General features: G+C 62.5%; 20 protein-coding genes and 1 pseudogene. 10 read left to right on the forward strand and 11 right to left on the reverse strand.

The genetic code is table 11. From position 1 onward, the window contains the following. Window positions 1-15: 15 nt before the first annotated feature. Complete coding sequence (locus I6L32_RS14090) at window positions 16-3,159, reverse strand: DUF3427 domain-containing protein (RefSeq protein WP_049636327.1); 3,144 nt, start codon at window positions 3,157-3,159, stop codon at window positions 16-18. 153 nt (window positions 3,160-3,312) lie between these two features. Between I6L32_RS14090 and I6L32_RS14095 the strand changes: the two genes are divergently transcribed. Further along, on the forward strand, window positions 3,313-3,780 hold the full coding sequence (locus I6L32_RS14095; RefSeq protein ID WP_049636326.1) for a hypothetical protein: 468 nt from the start codon (window positions 3,313-3,315) through the stop codon (window positions 3,778-3,780). Window positions 3,781-3,889: 109 nt separating this feature from the next. After that, window positions 3,890-4,198 (forward strand): annotated as a pseudogene (locus tag I6L32_RS14100) (VOC family protein); the annotation flags it as partial. Window positions 4,199-4,255: 57 nt separating this feature from the next. On the opposite strand, the gene tnpA reads toward I6L32_RS14100, so the two are convergent. Further along, window positions 4,256-4,660, reverse strand: a complete 405-nt coding sequence (gene tnpA / locus I6L32_RS14105; protein ID WP_041211383.1) for an IS200/IS605-like element ISAs26 family transposase — start codon at window positions 4,658-4,660, stop codon at window positions 4,256-4,258. Between the two features lie 57 nt (window positions 4,661-4,717). Here tnpA and I6L32_RS14110 point away from each other — a divergent pair, with 57 nt between their 5' ends. After that, window positions 4,718-5,944 (forward strand): RNA-guided endonuclease TnpB family protein, encoded by a 1,227-nt coding sequence (locus I6L32_RS14110; RefSeq protein ID WP_216944019.1) that lies wholly within the window; start codon window positions 4,718-4,720, stop codon window positions 5,942-5,944. Between the two features lie 136 nt (window positions 5,945-6,080). Here the strand turns inward: I6L32_RS14110 and I6L32_RS14115 are convergent, their stop codons facing one another. Together I6L32_RS14115 and gdhA are read right to left on the reverse strand one after the other, a co-directional pair. Continuing rightward, complete coding sequence (locus I6L32_RS14115) at window positions 6,081-6,284, reverse strand: DUF3955 domain-containing protein (RefSeq protein ID WP_049636791.1); 204 nt, start codon at window positions 6,282-6,284, stop codon at window positions 6,081-6,083. 143 nt (window positions 6,285-6,427) lie between these two features. Next, window positions 6,428-7,771, reverse strand: a complete 1,344-nt coding sequence (gene gdhA / locus I6L32_RS14120) for an NADP-specific glutamate dehydrogenase (protein WP_041212764.1) — start codon at window positions 7,769-7,771, stop codon at window positions 6,428-6,430. 571 nt (window positions 7,772-8,342) lie between these two features. Here gdhA and rluF point away from each other — a divergent pair. Further along, window positions 8,343-9,356: a 23S rRNA pseudouridine(2604) synthase RluF gene (gene rluF, locus I6L32_RS14125; RefSeq protein ID WP_010674196.1), complete on the forward strand. Its 1,014-nt coding sequence runs from the start codon at window positions 8,343-8,345 to the stop codon at window positions 9,354-9,356. An 86-nt stretch (window positions 9,357-9,442) separates the two neighbouring features. Here rluF and I6L32_RS14130 read toward each other — a convergent pair whose 3' ends face one another. Continuing rightward, window positions 9,443-10,675: an MFS transporter gene (locus I6L32_RS14130; protein WP_049636792.1), complete on the reverse strand. Its 1,233-nt coding sequence runs from the start codon at window positions 10,673-10,675 to the stop codon at window positions 9,443-9,445. Next, window positions 10,668-11,177: a nucleoside deaminase gene (locus I6L32_RS14135; RefSeq protein ID WP_041212766.1), complete on the reverse strand. Its 510-nt coding sequence runs from the start codon at window positions 11,175-11,177 to the stop codon at window positions 10,668-10,670. The genes I6L32_RS14130 and I6L32_RS14135 overlap by 8 nt, the downstream gene beginning before the upstream one ends. A gap of 116 nt (window positions 11,178-11,293) precedes the next feature. Here I6L32_RS14135 and I6L32_RS14140 point away from each other — a divergent pair, with 116 nt between their 5' ends. Beyond that, the gene (locus I6L32_RS14140) at window positions 11,294-12,136 is read left to right on the forward strand and encodes a LysR family transcriptional regulator (protein ID WP_029314296.1); all 843 of its coding nucleotides are present in this window, start codon (window positions 11,294-11,296) and stop codon (window positions 12,134-12,136) included. Between the two features lie 16 nt (window positions 12,137-12,152). Here I6L32_RS14140 and I6L32_RS14145 read toward each other — a convergent pair whose 3' ends face one another. From I6L32_RS14145 to I6L32_RS14155, 3 genes are all read right to left on the reverse strand, one after another. Further along, window positions 12,153-12,620, reverse strand: coding sequence for a GyrI-like domain-containing protein (locus I6L32_RS14145; protein ID WP_049636793.1), 468 nt, complete (start codon window positions 12,618-12,620; stop codon window positions 12,153-12,155). A gap of 20 nt (window positions 12,621-12,640) precedes the next feature. Next, window positions 12,641-12,796 (reverse strand): pleiotropic regulatory protein RsmS, encoded by a 156-nt coding sequence (rsmS, locus tag I6L32_RS14150; RefSeq protein WP_010674200.1) that lies wholly within the window; start codon window positions 12,794-12,796, stop codon window positions 12,641-12,643. A gap of 84 nt (window positions 12,797-12,880) precedes the next feature. Beyond that, on the reverse strand, window positions 12,881-13,348 hold the full coding sequence (locus I6L32_RS14155; protein WP_010674201.1) for an acyl-CoA thioesterase: 468 nt from the start codon (window positions 13,346-13,348) through the stop codon (window positions 12,881-12,883). 174 nt (window positions 13,349-13,522) lie between these two features. Between I6L32_RS14155 and I6L32_RS14160 the strand changes: the two genes are divergently transcribed. Beyond that, a complete protein-coding gene (locus I6L32_RS14160; protein ID WP_216944020.1) occupies window positions 13,523-14,173 on the forward strand; it encodes a tellurite resistance TerB family protein in 651 nt (216 codons plus the stop codon). A 159-nt stretch (window positions 14,174-14,332) separates the two neighbouring features. After that, window positions 14,333-14,791: a GNAT family N-acetyltransferase gene (locus tag I6L32_RS14165; RefSeq protein WP_039038605.1), complete on the forward strand. Its 459-nt coding sequence runs from the start codon at window positions 14,333-14,335 to the stop codon at window positions 14,789-14,791. A 26-nt stretch (window positions 14,792-14,817) separates the two neighbouring features. Here the strand turns inward: I6L32_RS14165 and I6L32_RS14170 are convergent, their stop codons facing one another. Then, window positions 14,818-16,266, reverse strand: coding sequence for a PLP-dependent aminotransferase family protein (locus tag I6L32_RS14170; protein ID WP_216944021.1), 1,449 nt, complete (start codon window positions 16,264-16,266; stop codon window positions 14,818-14,820). A 120-nt stretch (window positions 16,267-16,386) separates the two neighbouring features. On the opposite strand from I6L32_RS14170, the gene I6L32_RS14175 reads away from it, so the two are divergent. The 3 genes from I6L32_RS14175 to I6L32_RS14185 are packed head-to-tail and all read left to right on the forward strand — an operon-like array spanning window position 16,387 to window position 19,227. Then, window positions 16,387-17,958 carry a cytochrome ubiquinol oxidase subunit I gene (locus I6L32_RS14175; RefSeq protein ID WP_048207353.1) on the forward strand — a complete coding sequence of 524 codons (1,572 nt, stop codon included), beginning with the start codon at window positions 16,387-16,389 and terminating at the stop codon, window positions 17,956-17,958. Continuing rightward, window positions 17,958-19,085 (forward strand): cytochrome d ubiquinol oxidase subunit II, encoded by a 1,128-nt coding sequence (gene cydB, locus I6L32_RS14180; RefSeq protein WP_201996767.1) that lies wholly within the window; start codon window positions 17,958-17,960, stop codon window positions 19,083-19,085. The genes I6L32_RS14175 and cydB overlap by 1 nt, the downstream gene beginning before the upstream one ends. A 28-nt stretch (window positions 19,086-19,113) precedes the next feature. Further along, entirely contained in the window at window positions 19,114-19,227 is a 114-nt protein-coding gene (locus I6L32_RS14185; RefSeq protein ID WP_010674207.1) for a CydX/CbdX family cytochrome bd oxidase small subunit, read from the forward strand. 62 nt (window positions 19,228-19,289) lie between these two features. Here I6L32_RS14185 and I6L32_RS14190 read toward each other — a convergent pair whose 3' ends face one another. Further along, window positions 19,290-20,459, reverse strand: coding sequence for an MFS transporter (locus I6L32_RS14190; RefSeq protein WP_042865230.1), 1,170 nt, complete (start codon window positions 20,457-20,459; stop codon window positions 19,290-19,292). Window positions 20,460-20,539: the final 80 nt, after the last annotated feature.

Here is a 20,539-nt window from a genome sequence, read left to right on the forward strand (position 1 = left end):
GTTGTGATGGGTCGCTCAGCCAACTGCCAATTTGGCCGCTTCTTTCCACATAAAAGGCGGCATCGGAGTAGTGAGACGCCATTTAATGTTCATCGGTTGGCTACCGCTGTGGGAGATGTACTCCACCTCACCAAAGTTCACAAAGCCAAGGGTGCGGCCAAATTCATCTTTGCTCTGCTCACGAACGAACAGAAACACGCGCTTACCCTCTGCCCTGTGGTTTATGTAACTCAGCCCCTTGCCTCGCTCTGGGCGAGCGCTGTTTTGGCTCTGCCAATGGAACAGTGACTCATTAATGGCGTAGTCGTGATAACGGGTGGTGGGGGAGAAGTGCTGCTCCGTTTTGTTCAAGGTCACGAACAGCAACTCGATATTGTGCTCTGCGATGACATAGACCCCTTCGCGAGCCGTGGGTTGCTGCGCGAAGGTGGTTGCCCCAAAGCCAACCAGCACTTGCTCTCTGGCATAGCGAGCATGCAGTTGTAGTGGATTGCCGGGAAGATCTGGCATGGCGCTTTGTTCGTGCTGCACCCGGTTGATCAGCATGGGCAACAGATCTGCCAGCTCGGCCCTTAACTCTGGTTGATTGAGTTGTTTCAGGCTGTGCGCCAAGGAGCTAAAGCCTGCGTTGGGGCCGCTTTGTTGCCAGAAGTCGTAATGGCACATCAAGGCCATCCGCTCATCGTGCTCAGCCGTTAAGGTAAAGGCGCTTTCCACCAAGGTTTGTAAGAAGTTCAAGTAATGGAGCGCATCGCAGCCCAATAGCCGGGTTTTGATGGCCCGGGTGTAGAGGGTCGACAGCTTCTCATCACTCATTTCAGAAATGGTATGGTTGTGGGCCTGTTTGACCAAGGCGCTCCAATTGCCGCGCTTGTAGATCTCCTCAAGGCTGATATGAGGGTAGAACTTCAGAAAATTCGCCAGTGTCAGCGGTAAATCGCAATCCTGTGAGAAACGGCGGATCAGGCCCATGAGGCGCGAGGTATTGAGAGTCGCCTTTTTGATATTGCTCAGAATTAACTCTTGGGTCTGTTTTGAGAGCTCGATGCGGCAGCCCAAGGGGGCGTGAGGGAAGCCCTGTTTGATCTCGTGGCTGATCGCCTTATTGGTTTTACCCACCAGAGCCCGGAATTTCTGGGCAAAGTCATACTCCGCACGGGCATTCCCAACAAAGTCCAATACGGTGCAGCACTCTTTATCGCTCGCCAGCCGCAGGCCACGTCCCAATTGCTGCAAGAAGATGGTGAGGCTTTCCGTTGGTCGTAAAAACAGCAAGGTATCGACTTCCGGGATATCAACCCCTTCGTTGAAGATGTCCACCACGCAGAGAATATTGATAACGCCGGTACGCAAATCTTGTTGCTTACTATGTCGCTCGTCTCGGTTATCGCTAGTGAGGATGTCAGCCTTGATGCCCTTCAATAAAAATGCCTTGCACATAAAGTCGGCATGTTCACGGCTCACACAAAATGCCAGTGCTTTGATCTTGGTAATATCGGTGACGATCTCATTGAGGCTCTGGACTATCTTCTGTACCCGCTGCTGATTGTGGGTATAGATATTGGTGAGCTCAGTAATGTCATAACGGCCATTTTTCCAAGTCACTTGGCGCAAGTCAGTATCATCATCGATACCAAAATATTGGAACGGACAGAGATGGCGACGATTGATGGCCTCGGGCAAGCGGATCTCTGCTGCGATGACACCACAAAAGTCGGCAAGAATATCACCGCCATCATGGCGCTCTGGCGTTGCGGTTAATCCCAACAGAATCTGAGGTTCAAAGGTGGCGAGCAGACCGCGATAACTGGCCGCCGCAATATGGTGAACCTCATCAATGACGATGTAATCGAAATAGTCTTGACTAAGACGTAAATTAGCCAGCTGGTTATTCAAGGATTGCACCGAGGCAAACAGCTGACGGTAGTGGGTTGGCACGGCGCCGCCGACCAAGAGTTCGCCAAAATTTGATTGCTTGAGCACTCCGCGGTACGAGGCTAATGCTTGGCGCAAGATCTCCTCTTTGTGGGCGACAAACAGAAACTTGGCATCGGGTTTGGTTTTCAAAAAATGCGCAAAATCAAAGGCGGAGATCAGAGTTTTCCCTGTACCGGTAGCCGCTACCACCAAGTTACGAAAGCGCTGGTGTAAAGCGCGCTCCATCGCCAATTGTTCAAGGATCTCCAGTTGATGGGGAAACGGCGTGATATCAAAGAAATAGGCAGGGTTATTTCTGTCCCCATCCCCACGGGCCTCTTGCAGTGCATGCTGCAATTTTGTACGGCTTTCGAGCTTGCCATCAAACAGCTCAAAATCATCGGATTCCCAATAGGTTTCAAAGGTACTCAGGGATTTCTCGATAATATGAGGGATCTCTTGCGAGGTGATTTTTAGGTTCCACTCCAAGCCGCTGGTGAGGGCAGAGTGAGAGAGATTGGAGGAACCTATATAGCCGGTATGAAAACCGGTATTTCGGCAAAAGAGATAGCTCTTGGCATGCAACCGCTCGCGCTGGGTGTTATAGCTGAGTTTGACTTCGGTATTTGGGAGGCTGGCTAAAAATTCAACTGCCTTGGCGTCGGTCGCCCCCATATATGAGGTAGTAATTACTTTTAATTGGCGGCCGCTGCGAGTGAACTCTTCCAGCTCATGACGGAAAATACGGATACCTGCCCACTTGATAAATGAGACCAGCCAGCAGATGCTATCTGCCGATAATATCTCCCGTTTAATCTCTGACTCCATCGACAAACCCGCATTGCTGCCGCAGAACAGCTCACTTTGCGTTAGACCGGTCAGAGGGGAAATATCGTCAACATATTGTTTTAAATTGGCGGAAATGGGGTTGTCCAACTGGTACAGAGCGGTCAGTATTTTTCCCTGACTGTCGATAAGGTTCTCGCCAATAAAGTCTGGGTCTTGTATGCGATCTTTTAGCCAAAGCAATAACTGGTTAGCCAGCTCAATCTGCCGTTGTAATGGGTCATCGCCAGTGACCGAGCCTACTGCATATTCCAACACACGAGTTAGGAATCGTGATAACCAGACTGAGGCCTCCGCAGACTCCAGTTGTCGTTCCCCGATGTAGAAATGCGATCGATCTAGTCTTGATGCCAACAGTTGTGTGATGAGTTGTTCATAAATACCACATTGCTGCATGGTGACTGACCTTGAATCTTGTGCATAAGGGGAGTAGGCAGGGTATCATTTTTTTTAGCTAAATCAGTAAGCTGTTATCTAATTTTGCCCATTTGAAGATCTATCTAGCCATGGGCGGCGAAGATAGAGAAGGCGAACCACAGGGAGGTAGTGATGGATCCAATATCTTATCTTTTTTCGGCTTATCTCAATCTGGTGCAGCAGCAGGTGACGGATATCTATGGCACCGAGCTAAAAACGCTGGTAGTGCCCTATGAGGGAGAGCAGGTTCCCTTCTCTTTCCAGCTCTGGCAGATAAAACAGCAAAGTGTCTGCCGTCCCTACGAGCAAGATGTGCGGCGCTTCAGTCAGTGCACGGTCAAGGCGCAGGCACTGTTTGGTAAACTGTGCGATGACCTGACACGGCAAGACGACAGCAGTTGGCAGCTTCCCAAGTACCGCACCATGTACTGCTCGGCCGCCATCGGCTATCGCCCCATGATCGCGGAGATCGCCGATGCCCAGCAGAGCCCGGGTAAGCTCGCGGAGCGGGCCTGTAATCAGGCCATTCTGGCGGCCATGGGCAGTAATGACGAAACCCTGCTGGCCCAGCGTGACAAGGCGTGTGCTGCCGTGCGTTAAGGTATTTCCCTAGTCAAAATAAGTGGTTAGCCCCCTGTGCACCATGCCACAGTTTCTATTGAGGCGGGTGGGTATGATGGTGCGGCAATCACCATGACAGGGAGCAAGCATGATAAGCCATATCGACCATCTGGTATTGACGGTCAGCGACATTGAGCGGGCGGTGGCATTTTACAGCGGCGCCTTCAAGATGGAGCCCATCACCTTCGGGGCAGGCCGCCGGGCGCTGCGTTTTGGCAACCAGAAGATCAATTTGCAGTTGCTGGGGGAGGAGGCGCGCAACCGGGCGCAGGTGGGGTCGGGGGATCTCTGCCTCATCACCAGCTGGCCCCTGGATCAGGTGATGGCCCAGCTGGCGAGCCAGGGGGTCGAAATCGTGGAGGGGCCAGTGATGAAAAGCGGTGCCTGTGGTCCCATCTTAAATGCGAAAGGGGACTCCCTCCGACGTAGGTGGGAGGGGAATTTCGCCGGGGCGTCAGCCCCGCTGGTTTTGAATGTATTGCTTGATCACCTCCAACGGTGCTCCGCCGCAAGAGCCCGCAAAGTAAGAGCGTGACCAGAGTACGGGTTTGCTGTAAGCACCTCTCAAGTCCAGAAATTCATTACGCAGTCGCCTTGATGTGACCGCCTTTAACGAGTTCACCAGTACCGATAGCTGTACCGTTGGCGCGTACTCTATCAGCATGTGAACATGATCAGCCTCTCCGTCACACTCTTTCAGTTCCGCACCAAAATCTCTGCAAACCTCTGCCGCACACTGACTGAAGGAAGCGTGATGCAGATCCCCCAATATCGGCTTTCGATACTTGGTGATAAACACCAAATGTACGTGCAAAGCGTAGGCCGCATGGCGTGATTTATTAATTTTAGTGAATTGCATTCTGTCACTCAATCGGGCTTAATAGATATGGCAATAATGCTACACACTGAGCGCTAAATGCAAATTCTGAAAGCCTACAAATTCCGACTCGAACCGACCGAACAACAAGCGCAACGCCTGCGCCAGTTGGGCGGTTGTGCTCGTTATGTCTGGAATCACGGGCTGGCAGAAACCAAACGCATTCTGGATGCTGGCGAAAAACTGCCTTCTGCCTTTGAGCTGAACAGGATGCTCACCAGTTGGAAGAAAGACCCAGAAATGGCCTTTCTGGCCGAGGCATATACCGACAACCTCCAGCAGAAGCTCAAGGATTTGCATGGCGCGTGGATGCGCTGCTTTGATAAGAAACTCGCCGCCAAGGCACCCGTATTCAAGAAAAAAAGCGACAACCGCGACGCTATCCGGTTCGTCAACTTCGACAAGTATTGCCGCCTTGAAAAGGGTCGCGTGAAGCTGCCTGCCGGGCTGGCGTGGGTCAAGTTCCGTCAGTCCCAGCCAGTTGAAGGGAAAATTAAAAACGCGACCGTCAGCCAAGCAGCCGGGCACTGGTATATCTCCTTTCAGGTCGAGCAGGAGACGCTTGAGCCAATTCACCCCTCCGGCTCAATGGTCGGGCTAGATGCGGGGATCGCCAAGCTCGCAACCCTGTCAGATGGCACGGTGTTTGAGCCCGTCAACAGCTTCAAAACCAATCAGACCAAGCTGGCAAGGCTCCAACGCCAGTTGAGCAAAAAGGTAAAGTTCAGCAGCAACTGGAAGAAACAAAAAGCCAAGATCCAGCGGCTGCACTCACATATCGCCAATACCCGCCGCGATTACCTTCACAAGGTCACAACGACTATCAGCAAAAACCACGCGATGATCGTCATTGAGGATTTGAAGGTTGCCAGCATGTCAAAATCAGCAGCGGGCACGACCAGCCAGCCGGGGCGCAACGTCCGGGCAAAATCAAGGCTGAATCGTTCGATATTAGATCAGGGCTGGTTTGAGCTGCGCCGCCAGCTCGAATATAAGCAGGCATGGCGAGGCGGTCAGGTGTTTGCGATAAACCCGGCCTACACCAGCCAGCAGTGCGCCTGTTGTGGGCATACTGCGAAGGATAACCGCCAGACGCAAAGCCAGTTTAAATGCGCTGCGTGTGGTTATGAGGCGAACGCCGATGTGAACGGCGCTCGCAATATTTTAGCGGCGGGACACGCCGTTTTAGCCTGTGGAGGCGTGGTGCAATCAGGCCGCCCGATGAAGCAGGAACCCGGTACTGCGCGAGCAGCTATCACCCAGTAATGGGAATCCCCCTCCTGTGACGCGAAGCGCTAAGGTGGGGGAGGATGTCAACGAATCGGTCTATTGCCTGGACCCGGATTAGAACCTCATCGAGATCAGCCGCTATTGCTGAGCTCTTGGCACCTTGCGATTTGTGTCATTGCTCCCTGGTGCGCCCCTTGCGCAGCAGAGGGATCACGGTGAGCACCATGCCGGTGAAGAGCAGCAGATAGCCCAGGGGCAGCAGGGCAAAGGGCTCGTGCAGGAAGCCCTGGGCATCGAGGGTGGAGCCCAGCAGGTTGAAGGCCACAAAGCAGCCGAGCCCGGCCAGGATCAGCAGGGCACCTGTTTTCATCGTCATCTTGTCATCCTCGTCAGCGAGATGGAGCGGATGGGAGACTTTCATGCCTGGGTGAAGAGAGTGTGAAGTCGCGCCAGGCACAAAACACAACGGCAGCCCAAGGGCTGCCGTTGTGTTGAGGGTGAAGCCCCGGGCCAGGGCGCTCAGCAGACCCCTTGCGCCAGCATGGCGTCGGCGACCTTGACGAAGCCGGCAATATTGGCGCCGCTTTCGTAGTTCACATGGTCATCATCCTGACCGTAACGGACACAGGTGGCATGGATACTGGTCATGATCCCCTTGAGGCGGGCGTCCACCTCCTCCCGGGTCCAGGAGAGGCGCTGGGCATTCTGGCTCATCTCGAGGCCCGAGGTGGCAACCCCGCCGGCGTTGGCCGCCTTGCCCGGGGCGAACAGCACCTTTGCTTCGTGGAAGAGGCGGATGGCGGCGGCGCTGGAGGGCATGTTGGCCCCCTCGGCCACCAGCTGCACGCCGTTGGCAATAAGCTGCGCCGCATCTTCGGCATCTAGCTCGTTCTGGGTGGCGCAGGGGAGGGCGACGTCGGTCGCCAGGTGCCAGGGGGTGCGGCCGCTGAAGAACTCGAGCCCGAGCTCGTGGGCGTAATCCGCCACCCGCTTGCGCTGCTCGTTTTTAAGCGCCATCAGACGGGCCAGCTTCTCGGGGGTGAAGCCGTCCGGATCATAGACGGTGCCGCCGGAGTCGGAGGCGGTGATGACGCGGGCGCCGAGGGCCATCGCCTTCTCGATGGCGTATTGGGCCACGTTGCCCGAGCCCGACACCGAGACCCGCAGGCCATCGAGGGACTGGCCGCGATGGGCCAGCATGGCGTCGACAAAGTAGAGCAGGCCGTAGCCGGTGGCTTCCGGACGAATGAGGCTGCCGCCAAAGGAGAGTCCCTTGCCGGTGAAGACGCACTCGGCGCTGTTGGTGAGCTTCTTCATCATGCCCGCCATGTAGCTCACCTCGCGCCCGCCCACCCCGATGTCGCCCGCCGGCACGTCGGTGTTGGCCCCCAGGTGGCGATAGAGCTCCAGCATGAGGGCCTGGCAGAAGCGCATCACTTCTCCTTCGCTCTTGCCCTTGGGATCGAAGTCGCTGCCCCCCTTGCCGCCCCCCATGGGCAGGGTGGTGAGGGCGTTCTTGAAGGTCTGCTCGAAGGCGAGGAATTTCAGCACCGAGAGATCCACCGAGGGGTGGAAGCGCATGCCGCCCTTGAAGGGGCCGATGGCGGAGCTGTGCTGCACCCGGTAGCCGCGATTCACCTGCACCTGGCCCTGGTCATCCACCCAGCTCACCCGAAACTGCACCAGGCGCTCGGGTTCCACCAATCGCTCCAGCAGGCCGTGTTGCAGGTAGCGGGGGTGGCGCTCCACATAGGGCCAGATGGAGGCGATCACCTCGCTCACGGCCTGGATGAACTCGGGCTGGTGAGGGTTGCGGCTGGCGACCTGGGCCAGGAAGGCCTCCTGGGAGAGGGAATGACTCATCTTTAACTCCTGTCGTGAATGATGAAAGTGGCGTCCTGCCAGAGAGGGGACCATGCCCGTCTTCAGGGTTCGCGGGGCTCAAGGGGCCCGTTGTTGCGCCCCGATGGGGGTGTCATTTCCCGTCGTCGGCGGGTCAGAGCAGATAATTCGCGATGACCAAAATCTTTTTATGCATTTTTTCTGGATAAATATCAAGCGTTAGATCATCTGGCTATCTGCCGAAGGCCGCACCCTATCTTCGGCGGCGGGGGCCCGGCCCATGAAGTGAGCACCATGAAGTGAAAAGAGGCGGGGAGTGCGCGGTGCAGCCCAATCAGGGCCGCGGCGTCACCGCACGCTGGATAATGGGGGGCCTGCTGCTGCATCAGGGGCAGCACCCCCTGTGAGCCAGCGGGCAGGGGGCGACGGGGCCGGGCGCGTGCGCGTGCAATGTGCTACTGTAGCGGCGTTTTTTGCCGAACATGCAGGGCGCAGGCCCTTATTTCATGGAGTTGTATGCAGACGAACCCGACCACAGCGCGGCTGATCCAGCCAGCCATTCTCAAGGCCCATCCGACCCGGGAGGTGACCCATGCTGGCCGATGAATCCATGCGCCTGAACAAATACATCAGCGAGAGCGGCATCTGCTCCCGTCGTGAGGCCGATCGTTTCATCGAGCAGGGCAACGTCTTCATCAACGGCAAGCGGGCCGGGGTGGGAGATCAGGTGTTTGCCGGGGATCTGGTCAAGGTCAACGGTCAGGTGATCGAGCCGCGCGAAGCCGACAGCCTGGTCTTCATCGCCCTCAACAAGCCGGTGGGCATCGTCAGCACCACGGAGGCGGGGGAGAAGGACAACATCGTCGACTTCGTCAACCACAGCACCCGCATCTTCCCCATCGGTCGCCTCGACAAGGACTCCCAGGGGCTCATCTTCCTCACCAACCACGGGGATCTGGTGAACAAGATCCTGCGGGCGGGCAACGATCACGAGAAAGAGTACCTGGTGACCGTGGACAAGCCGGTGACCGACGAGTTCGTCCGGGGCATGGCGGCCGGGGTGCCCATCCTCGGCACCGTCACCAAGAAGTGCAAGGTGAAACGAGAGGCGCCCTTCGTGTTTCGCATCACCCTGGTGCAGGGGCTCAACCGCCAGATCCGCCGCATGTGCGAGCACTTCGGCTTCGAGGTGACCAAGCTCGAGCGCATCCGCATCATGAACGTCAGCCTCAAGGGGCTGCCGGTGGGGGAGTGGCGCGACCTCACCGACGACGAGCTGATCGAGCTGTTCAAGCTCATTGAGGACTCCTCCTCCGAGGCGAAACCGGCCAAGGGGGCTCAGGTTGCCAAGCCCAAGGCGGCTGCGGCCGGCACCCCGGCCCAGGGCAAGAAGCCGCGGCGCAGCGACGATCACGAGATTGGCGGGCGGCCCAATGTGCCGGGTCCCGAGGCCTTCGAGAAGAAGAGCCCCGCAGGCAAGGGCGGGGCGGGCAAAGGGGCTGCCAGCAAAGGGGCAGCAGGTAAAAGCGCGCCCGGCAAGGGGGGCAAACCCGCCCCGGGCAAACCGCGGCCAGGGCAGGGCGGGCGCCAGAAGAAGGGGCGCTGAGCGCCAGGCCTTCCCGCACCCTGATGCACAACACCGGCCTTGGCCGGTGTTGTGCTTTCTGGCCCCCAAGGCCGGTGCTCGCCGGATCAGGCAGGTTTGTGGCCTGCCGTCTGCACAGCCATGGCCTGCTCCGGGGGCAGGCCCATGGCCCTTGGGTAGTGGCGCGGGTTGAGACGCACCACCAGCAGGCTCATCAGGACCAGGGCGCCGAGCTGCCACTGCCAGGCGGCGGCGAAGTCACCGCTTGCATGGTGCAGGCGGGCCGCCACCCAGGGGCCGGTAGCCGCCACCATGAAGCCGACGCCCTGCATCAGGGCGCAGAGGGCGCCCGCCCGGCGCGGGTCGGGCAGGTGATCCAGCGCAATCACCATGATGAGGGAGAAGCTCCCCCCAAGCCCGGCGCCGCACAGCAAACACCAGAGCAGGGGGGCGGTCTGAGGAGCGAGCCAGAGGCCGCCAAAGCCCGCCAGCTGCATGGCGATGGCCAGCGCCATCCAGGGGCGGCGGTCCAGCCGACCGGCTGCCAGCAGGGGCAGGCCAAGGCCGCTCGCGGTCTGGGCCAGGGCGAGCCAGGCCACCAGCTCGCCCCCTTGCTGGGCGCTCCAGCCCGCCGCCATGTAGGCCGGGGCCAGCCAGGCTACGACGATGCCGTAGCCGCTGTTGATGATGCCAAAGCAGGCGATGAGCAGCCAGGTGCGGGGCAGGGGGAGCAGCCGCTGCTCCCCGGTGGGGGCGGGCGTGCTGGCCGGGGCAGGCAGGGGCACCCGCCAGGCCAGCCAGCCGAGGGCCAGCAGCACCGGCAGGCCCCAGAGCGCCAGCGCCCGAGACCAGTCCAGATACTCGGCAAGGCGCGGGGTGAGCACGGCCCCGAGCGCCCCGCCCCCCATCATGCAGGCGGAGAAGATCCCCATCACCAGGGGCACCTTTTGGGCGAACCCCTCCTTGATGAGGCCGGGCAGTACCCCCTGCACTAGGGCCGAGCCCAGCCCGCACAGGGCGGCGCTGGCGATGAGCAGGGCGCCGCTCGCCAGATCGACGCGCAGGGCGCTGCCAAGGGCGAGCAACAGCAGGGCCGTCCCGAGCAGGGGGCGCGGGCCCGTGCGACCCAGGAGCGCCGGGGTGAGCAGCACGCCGACCCCGATAAGCCAGAGGGGCAGCAGGGTGACCCAGGCCAGGGTATCTACCCCGAGGGCCAGCCTCGCGTCGATGCGAGGGGCCAGGGGGCCGATGGCGGTGAGGAAGGGGCGCAGGTTGAGGGCGATGAGGATCACCAGCACCAGCAAGGCGCCGCTGCCCGGGGGGAGGCGGCGCTTATGCATGGGGCAGGGGACCGTAGAGGGTTTCGGCCGCGATGGGGCTCGCCAGCTTGATGAGGGGCAGGGGCGGCGGGCACAGGGGCAGTCGCAGGGCCGCGTAGGCCGCGCGGCTGTCATAGCCGAAGGGGGCGGCATCGTCGTTGTCAAAGGCGTAGTAGACCGCCTGGATGCCGTTCATCACCAGGGCCGACAGGCACATGGGGCAGGGGTGCCCGCTGGCATAGACGATGGCCCCGGCCAGCGGCCCCTGGCGACTCCCTTCCCGCAGCGCTTCCAGCTCCGCGTGACGGGTGGGGTCCCCCGCCTCCAGCATGCGGTTGACGGCGCTCGCCACCAGCCGGTTCTCCCTCACCAGCAGGGCGGCGAAGGGGCGCCCCCCTTGCTGGCGATGGGTCAGGGCCAGGTGCAGGGCCTGCTCCAGCCACTCCTGATGGCTGGGGGCCGAGGCGGCGGTGAGGGAGTTGAGGAGGCGGGCACCGGACTGGGAAGGGGGTGGCATGGTCATATCCTGGCAAAAAAGGGGGAGGACAGCAGCCTAGAGGGTCGCCGCATCATTTGGAAATTAAATGATAAAATGACTTCCAGTGGTTTTATAAATGGAGATGGCCCATGGAGCGCCCCCTGCTGGACCCCCAATTGCTGCAGAGCTTCGTCGCCATCGTCGAAACCGGCAGCTTTACCCGCGCCGCCGAGCGTATCCACCTCACCCAGTCCACCCTGAGCCAGCAGATGCGCCGCCTGGAGCAGCAGCTGGGCTGCACCCTGCTCGACCGATCCGGTCGCCAGGTGGTGACCACGGCCCAGGGGGAGACCCTGCTCGGGCTGGCGCGCCGCATCCTGGGGCTGCTGGCCCGGGCGGGGGAGCGGGTGAGCGAGGCGAGCCACCCCCTGCGCCTCGGGGTGCCGGAGGATTTTGCCGCGGGGGCCATGACCCCGGTGCTGGCCGCCTTCGCCCGCGCGCACCCGCAGGTGCGGCTGGAGGTGCAAAGCGATCTCAGCCATGCCCTGTGGCAGGCCTTCGAAGGGGGAGAGCTGGATCTGGCCCTCATCAAGCAGGGGCGCGGCCAGGGGGAGCCCATCGCCCGCTGGCGCGAGCCCCTGGCCTGGGTTGACAGCCGGGAGTGGCCCGCCGCCGGGCGCGACCCCCTGCCTCTGGTGGTGTTTCCAAGCGAGGGGCTCTACCGGCGCCAGATGACCGACGCCCTGGATGCCGAGGGGATCCCCTGGCGCATCGCCTACGTGAGCGGCAGTCTCGCCAGCCTGCAAGGGGCGGTGAGCGCGGGGATCGGGGTCAGCCTGCTGCCGGCGCGCCTGTTGCAACCGGATCAGGTGGTGCTGGCCCATTGGCCTGCAGTGCGCTCGGTGGAGCTGGCTCTGCACCAGGGGCCGGGCACGAGCGAGCCCCTCGCCCGGCTGGGGGAGGCGCTGATCGCGCTCTGTGACGAGGTGATGGGGCCGAGGTAGCCCGGGCGGCCAGGGGTCAGGCCAGGGCCTGTTTTGGTACCACGGCGAGCCAGATTTCCACTTCGCCGCTGCCGGTGGCGGCGTCAAAGCGGGCGCCGTAGCGCTCGAAATCCGGCTGCTGGGCAGATTGATAGTCCGATTGCGCGAGCCATGCCAGGGCCTGGCGCCAGGTGTGCGGCAGGGTCGTGACATGCCCCTGATGCAAGAAGATGGCGTAGGTCTGGGGGGCGATGCGCATGCGGCCAAGCCCGGGAGGCAGCACCTCCAGGGCGGCGACCTCCACCCCGCAGAGGTATTCGCAGTGGGTGTCGGTGGCGGCGCAGATGGCGCCATAGGCGTGCTCCCCGAGCTGCCCCGGCAGGGGAAGCAGGGCGCTGAGGTCGCGCCACTGGCCGGCGAAGTCCCCCTGCTCGAAGGGGTGGTGACGGCGCAACCCCCCGAGGAGCATGGCGCGGCCTTGTTCGATGCGAATGGGTGCTGACATGGTGCCTCCTGCGGGGGCGCTCAGGCCTCCCGACCTTCCTCGAGCTTGCGCTCATAATCCCGGCGAACGATGGCGAGTGCCGCCAGGGCCAGCGCGGGGGCGATGTGGTTGGTTTCCAGCAGTTCGATCAGATCCACCGCGAGCTGGACCTCGGGGGGGGCATTTTCCAGGGACATCTTGGGTTCTCAAGGGCAAGGGTGGTCGCCATTATAGCGCCCGGCGGCGCGAAGACACGCCCCGGCAGCCCGGGGCGGGACGGGTCACATGTGCTGGCGCATCTCCTTGTCCAGCTCCTCGCGCAGGGCCATCAGCTTTTTGGCGTACTGCTGCAACTGCAGATCGCTCTCGCTCACCGGCTGCCACTGGGGCACCGGAGTGGGTTTGCCATGTTCGTCCATGGCCACGAAGATGATGATGCAGTGGGTGGTCTTGCGCCGCTCCGGGTCGGTGGGGTGGCGGCTGTAGACATCCACCGCCAAGTGCATGCTGGTGGTGCCGGTGTGGATCACCTTGGCGTGCACCTCCACCAGCTGGCCTATCTGGATGGGACGCAAGAAGCGGATGCCCCCCACATAGACGGTGACGGCATAGCCGCCACACCAGCCGGCGGCGCAGGCGTAGCCGGCCTGGTCAATCCACTTCATCACCATGCCGCCATGGACTTTGCCGCCAAAGTTGACGTCGGCGGGTTCGGCGAGAAATTGCAGGGTCAGTTCACGGGCGCTCATGGTACTTCCTTATGTCGAGGCAAGGGGGGGACTCCTTGGCTGTCCCCCGGGGACAATAGCAGCGGGCGGGGCCGGCACTGATCCAACCAGCGCCTCCTCTTGCCTGCGCCGTCATTCACCTTGAGTTCAGCGCAGGCGGCCCAGCATGACTCATCACGCGAGGGAGGAGGCCCCATGAAACAGATGCTGGAGCAATTGATGGGAGCTGGCAAGGGCTGGCTCAACGACGGTGGTGACACGCGCAAGGCCCAGATGAAGGGCATGGCGCAGGGGGGATTGGCCGCCGGGGCCATGGCGCTGCTGCTTGGCAACAAGAAGATGCGCAAATATGGCACCAAGGTGGCGGCGGTGGGGGGGGCGGCAGCTCTCGGGGGGCTGGCCTACAAGCTCTATCAGGACTGGCAGACCCAGCAGTCCACCCCGGCCCAGCCGACCCAGCCCCTGGACACCCTGGAGGGCAAGGCCCTGGATGCCCGCGCCAATCTGCTGGTGCGCGCCATGGTGGCGGCGGCCCGGGCCGACGGCCACATCGATGCCGCCGAGCGCCAGAAGATCCAGGAGTACCTGACCGAACAGGGGGCGCGGGATGCGGCCCGCTGGATTGACGCCGAGCTCTCCCGCCCCCTCGACCCCCATGTCCTGGCGCGAGAAGTGACCGACATGGAGCTGGCGACCGAGGTTTACCTCGCCTCCCTGCTCACCATTCAGGTGGATCACTTCATGGAGCGCGGTTATCTGGACGAGCTGGCGCGTGCCTTGAAGCTGGATGACAACCTCAAGGGGAGCATAGAGCGCCAGGTGGCCCAGTTGGGGGCGCCGGGCTGAGCCCGCATTGCCATCAGGATTGTCCACAAGGCCCCGTCATGGGGCCTTGTCGTTGCCGGGGGCTGTTGATTGCCGTGACGAGCCGATAAGATGCGGGTTCCAAAGGGTGACCGCCAAGCCTCTTTCCTCGCTGGCGACCCTCACTGCAAGGAGCATCAGGTGGACATTCGCAAGGCAACTGAACAGGATATCGACGCCATTCTGGCCCTGAACCGGCAGATAGGTCAGCTCCACTTCGAGCAGGTGCCCGAGGTGTTCTGCCCCCCGTCCCCGGAGGACAGGGCCTTCTTGCTCGGCGCCATTGCCGACGAGGCGCGTCTTTTCTGCGTGGCGGTGGTGGCGGGGGAGGTGGCGGGCTTTCTCACCGCCCGCATCGACCTCAACGAGAGTGTCCCCTTTCTCAGCAAGCTGCCCGTCTGCCGCATCACGACCGTGGTGGTGGATGAGGGGCAGCGCTCCCGGGGCATCGGCCGGGCGCTGATCGCCCACGGGGACCAGTGGGGCAAGGCACGGGGCGCAAGCCAGTTGCGCCTGGAGGTGATGGCTTTCAACGAGCGGGCCAGGGCCCTCTACGAGCGACTGGGCTTCAAGGCCCAGTCACAGACCATGGCCAGGTAAGGCGCATTCGCTTGCAAAAGGGCCCGTTACGGGCCCTTGTCGCGTGAGGCGTCAGGGGGGCTCTGCCAGGTTTCCCGTTGCCGGGCGATGAGGCCCGCAAGCTGGTTGAGCGCCGCGTCCAGCTGCGGGCTCCAGGGATGGGAGCTGTTGAGGCGCAGGCAGTGGTTGTGCTGGCCCTGGCTGGAGAAGAGGGCCCCGGGGGCGATGGAGACCCCCTGCTCGATGGCGCTGGCATAGAGCGCCCGGCCATCGAGGCGGGCGTCAAATTCGAGCCAGAGAAAGTAGCCCCCGTCCGGGGAGGAGATGCGCGCCTCGGGGAAGAGGCGCATCAGGGCTGCCCGCATCTGCTGCTGGCGCTGGGCCAGGGTGTGGCGCAGGCGGCGAAAGTGGGCGTCCACCCCGCCCTGGCGCAGCATGTCGGCCAGCGCCAGCTGACTGGGCACATTGGTCGAGAGCGTCGACATCAGTTGCAGCCGCTGGATGCGCTCAGCGTGGCGCTTCGCCACCACCCAGCCGACCCGAAAGCCGGGCGCCAGACACTTGGTCCAGGAGCCGCACAGCAGGCTCTCTCCCCGCGCATCCCAATGGGTGATGGGCCTTGGCCGCTCGCGCCCGACATAGAGCTCCGCATAGACGTCATCCTCCACCAGGGGGACCTGATGGCGGTTGAGCAGCGCCATCAGCGCCTGCTTGTGCTCATCGGGCATGGTGTGGCCGAGGGGGTGCTGCACATTGCCCATCAGCCAGCACGCCTTGACGGGGCGCTGGGCGAGGGCCTCCTCCAGCAGGGCGAGATCGATGCCCACCCCGGGGATCACCGGGATCTCCACCACCTTGAGCTTGAGCCGCTCGATGGCCTGCAGGGCGCCGTAGAAGGTGGGGGACTCCACCACCACCCAGTCCCCGGGCTCGGTCAGCACCTGAAGGCTGAGGGAGAGCGCCTCCATGGCCCCCGTGGTGATGATGATCTGCTGGGGATCCACCGCCATCCCCTCGCCGGCATAGCGCCGGGCGATGGCGCGGCGCAGTGCCTCGTTGCCGGGGGGCAGATCTGCCACCGTGCTGAAGGGGTCGAGGCGGCGCATGCAACTGCCGAGGGCCCGACCGAGTTGGGGGTGGGGGAAGAGTGTCGGGTCCGCCACCGCCATGCCAAGGGGCACCAGCTCCCGTGACTTGCTCGCCTGCAGCACTTCGAACACCAGATCGTTGATGTCCACCGAGCCGCTGTAGCGGGCCTGCTGGGGCTGGCTCTCCCGCCGGGCCGTGCTCGCGGCCTTGACGTAGTAGCCGGACTGGGGCCGCGCCAGGATGAGGCCCCGGCTTTCGAGCAACTGATAGGCCTGGAGCACCGTCATGGGGCTGAGGCCGTGGGTCTTGCAGCTCTGGCGGATGGAGGGGATGCGCTCTCCCGGCTGCCAGAGGCCGCTCGTGATCTGCTGTTGCAGCTGGTCTGCCAACTGGCCGTAGCGGGACATGGTGGGCCCAAACTGTTATAGGTGTTTTTCACTATAACTGCATCTGTTATAGGTGTCATGGACCATGGTGTACTTGGCGGGCGAAAACCTGTCCGTTAAATGCAACATAGAGAGTCATGCATGATAAGCCTGGATGATGTGGTCAGCCTCTCCCGAATACAGTTCGGCGCGACGGCGATGTTCCACTTTCTGTTTGTGCCCCTCACCCTGGGGCTGTCCTGGATCCTGGTGATCGCCGAGTCGGCCTACGTGATGACCGGCAAGGTGATCTACAAGGACATCACCCGTTTCTGGGGCAAGCTGTTTGGCATCAACTTCGTGATGGGGGTGACCACCGGGATCACCCTGGAGTTCCAGTTCGGGACCAACTGGGCCTATTACTCCCACTATGTCGGCGATATCTTCGGCACGCCGCTGGCGGTGGAGGGGCTGATGGCCTTCTTCCTCGAGTCTACATTGGTGGGCCTTTTCTTCTTCGGCTGGGACAAGCTCTCCCGCGGTCAGCACCTGCTGGTGACCATGCTGGTGGCGCTCGGCTCCAACCTCTCCGCCCTCTGGATCCTCATCGCCAACGGCTGGATGCAAAACCCGGTCGGCGCCGAGTTCAACCCCATGACCATGCGCATGGAGCTGGTGGATGTGGCCGCGGTCATCTTCAACCCGGTGGCCCAGGTCAAGTTCGTCCACACGGTGGCGGCGGGCTATGTGGCGGCCTCTCTGTTCGTGATGGGGGTGAGCAGCTGGTATCTGCTGCGCGGCATGGAGGTGCGCTTCGCCCTGCGATCCTTTGCCATCGCCTCGGGCTTTGGCCTCGCGGCCATCCTCTCGGTCATCGTGCTCGGGGACGAGTCGGGCTATCGCTCGGGGGAGGTGCAGAAGGTCAAGCTCGCCGCCATCGAGGCGGAGTGGGAGACGGAGCCCGCCCCGGCTTCTTTCACCCTGTTCGGCCTGCCGGATCAGCGTGCCGAGACCACCCACGCGGCCATCAAGATACCCTATCTGATGGGCATCATCGCCACCCGCTCCCTGGATGAGCAGGTGACGGGCCTCAAAGATCTGAAAGCGCAGCACGAGGCGCGCATTCGCAGCGGCATGCTGGCCCACGAGGCGCTCGAAGCGATGCGGGCAGACGGCAGCAACCAGGCGGCGCGAGCCACCTTCGAGCGCCACCGCAGCGATCTGGGCTACGGCCTCTTGCTCACCCCCTATGCCAAGGAGATTGGCAAGGCGGACGAGGGGGCCATCGCCAAGGCGGTGGAGGACTCCATCCCCCAGGTGGCGCCGCTGTTCTGGAGCTTTCGCCTGATGGTGGGCATCGGCGTGGCGCTGCTGGCGCTCTTTGCCGCCGCCTTCCTGCAGCTGTGCCGGGGCAGGCTGGTGCAATCCCCGCGGCTGCTCAGGGCCCTGCTCTGGTCTATTCCGCTGCCCTGGATTGCCATCGAGGCGGGCTGGTTCGTGGCGGAGTTCGGTCGCCAGCCCTGGACCATCAGCGACGTGCTGCCGGTGTCGGCCTCCGTCTCCCTGCTGCAACCGGGGCAGCTCTGGTTCAGCCTCATCGCCATCTTCCTCATCTACAGCAGTCTGCTGGTGGTGGAGTTGTTCTTGTTGCGTCATGTGATCCGCAAAGGGCCTGCCAGCCTGCAGACGGGTCGTTATCAAGGTGAAGTGTTGCAAAACGGGAGTCCTGCCTGATGGATTACGAAACCCTGAAAGTGATCTGGTGGGGGCTGGTGCTCTTCCTGCTGGTCGGCTTCGTGGTGATGGATGGCTTCGATCTCGGGGTCGGCATGCTGCTGCCCGTGGTCGGCAAGACGGATGACGAGCGGCGGGTGCTGCTCAACAGCGTGGGGCCGGTGTGGGAGGGCAACCAGGTGTGGCTCATCGCCGGTGCCGGCACCCTGTTTGCCGCCTGGCCCCTGGTCTATGCCGCCGCCTTCTCGGCGCTTTACGTGCCCTTCATGTTCCTGCTGTTCGGTCTCTTTTTGCGCCCGGTGGGCTTTGACTATCGCAGCAAGCTGCCGGACCCGGTCTGGCGCCGCTGGTGGGACCGCGCCCTGGTGGTGGGCGGTCTGCTGCCGACCCTGGTGTTTGGTGCCACCCTTGGCCTGGTGCTGCAAGGACTGCCGTTTCGCTTCGATGCGGCCCTTCGCATCCACTATGGCGCCTTTGCGTTCCACTGGCCGCTGCTGTTGACCGCCATGGGGACGGCGCTGGCGCTGCTCTTGCTGCACGGTGCCAGCTTCCTGCAGTGCAAGACCCAGGGAGCCATAGCGGCGCGCAGCGCCCGCCTCGCCCTCTGGCTCGGCCCCCTGGCGAGCGCCCTCTTTGCCCTTGGCGGCGTCTGGCTTGGAGAGATGGCGGGGTATCGCATCACGGCCATCGGCGATCTCAACGGCGCCCTCACTCCGCTGATGAAAGAGGTGGTGGCGGTGCCGGCGGGCTGGCTTGGCAACTTTGTCGCCCATCCGGTGCTCTGGGCCGTGCCTGTGCTCGGGCTCCTGCTGCCCCTGGTGTGCGCGCTGGCAAGCCGCTTCGGCAAGTCCGGGCTGGCGCTCGTTGCCAGCGGCGGTGCCTGCGCCGCCATGATGCTGACCGTGGCCATCGCGCTCTTCCCCTTCGTGCTGCCCTCGTCCCTGGAGCCGGCCAGCAGCCTGACCCTGTGGGACAGCACCTCCAGCGAGCGCACCCTGCTTATCATGCTGGGGATCGTCGGAGTACTGATGCCGGTCAACATCGGCTACACCCTCTGGGTATACCGGGTGGTGCGCGGCAGGGTCAGCGCCGAGCAGGTGCGCCAGCACGGCCACAGCCTCTACTAATCCGCTTCAACACAAGGATCAACGCGATATGTGGTATTTCACCTGGTTGCTGGGGCTGGGGTTCGCCTTGCTCTGCGGGCTGGTCAACCTGCTCTGGCTGGAGGCGCGCTGGGCTGCCGATGAGGATCTCAAGGAGCCCTGAGTCTCGCATCTTGCCCATGAAAAAGGCCGACACAGGGTGTCGGCCTTTTGCTTGCCCGGGGGTCAGGCAAGGGCGGCGCGGCGCTCGCCCGCTTCGCTGACATGGGTGAGGCCGTAGGCCAGCAGCACGATGAGGGCGCCAATCCAGGGGGTGTGCATCAGGCCGAGGTGCTCCACCACGAAACCGCCGACCACGGAGCCCAGCGCAATGCCGACGTTGAAGGCGGCGATGTTGAGACCGGAGGCCACATCCACGGCATTGGGGGTGTGGCGCTCGGCCTGTTTCACCACCAGTACCTGAAGACCCGGTACGTTGCCAAAGGCGAAGGCGCCCCACACCAGCACGGTCAGTACCGCCAGCACCGGGTGCGGCGCGGTGAAGGTGAGCACCAGCAGCACCACGGCGAGCCCGGCAAACAGCAGCTTCAGCGCAGGCAGCGGGCCCATCCGGTCAGCGAGCTTGCCGCCCCAGATATTGCCGACGGCGACCGATACCCCGTACACCAGCAGAATGAGGCTCACCGCGCCGGCGCTAAAGCCGCTCACCTGTTGCAGGATGGGGGCGAGGAAGGTAAACGCCGTGAAGGCACCGCCGTAACCGAGCGCCGTCTTGGCGTAGACCAGCAGCAAGGGCTTCCTGGTGAGCACCGAGAGCTGCTCGCGAACGCTGGAGGCGGCCCCCTTCGGCAGGTTCCCCGGTACCAGCAGCATGCTGCCCACCATGGCGACGAGGCCGAGCAGGCTCACCACCAGGAAGGTTTCGCGCCAGCCAAAGACCTGACCAATCCAGGTGCCAAGCGGGACGCCGGTCACCAGGGCGACCGTGAGGCCGCTGAACATGATGGCGATGGCGCTGGCCGCCTTCTCTTTGGCCACGAGACCCGTGGCGATGGTGCTGCCTACCGAGAAGAAGACCCCGTGGGCCAGCCCGGTGAGGATGCGGGCCACAATCAGGCTCTCGTACCCGGGGGCCTGCCAGGCCAGCAGGTTGCCGACGGTGAACAGCGCCATCAGCCCCACCAGCAGCCACTTGCGCGGCAGCTTGCCGGTGAGCGCCGTGAGCACGGGGGCGCCGATGGCCACCCCAAGGGCATAGAGGCTGACCAGGAGGCCCGCCGAGGGGAGCGAGACATTGAGCTGCTCGGCGATGGTGGGGATGAGCCCTACGATCACGAATTCGGTGGTGCCTATAGCAAAGGCACTTAAAGTGAGGGCAAATAACGCCAGTGGCATAACAACTCCTTCGATTGGGACTCCCGACGGGAGAATGGCGCCAGTATGCCGAGGGTGTTTGTTGGTAAAAATGACGGCAA

The organism is Aeromonas sp. FDAARGOS 1402 (assembly GCF_019046925.1).
Lineage (GTDB): Bacteria > Pseudomonadota > Gammaproteobacteria > Enterobacterales > Aeromonadaceae > Aeromonas > Aeromonas caviae.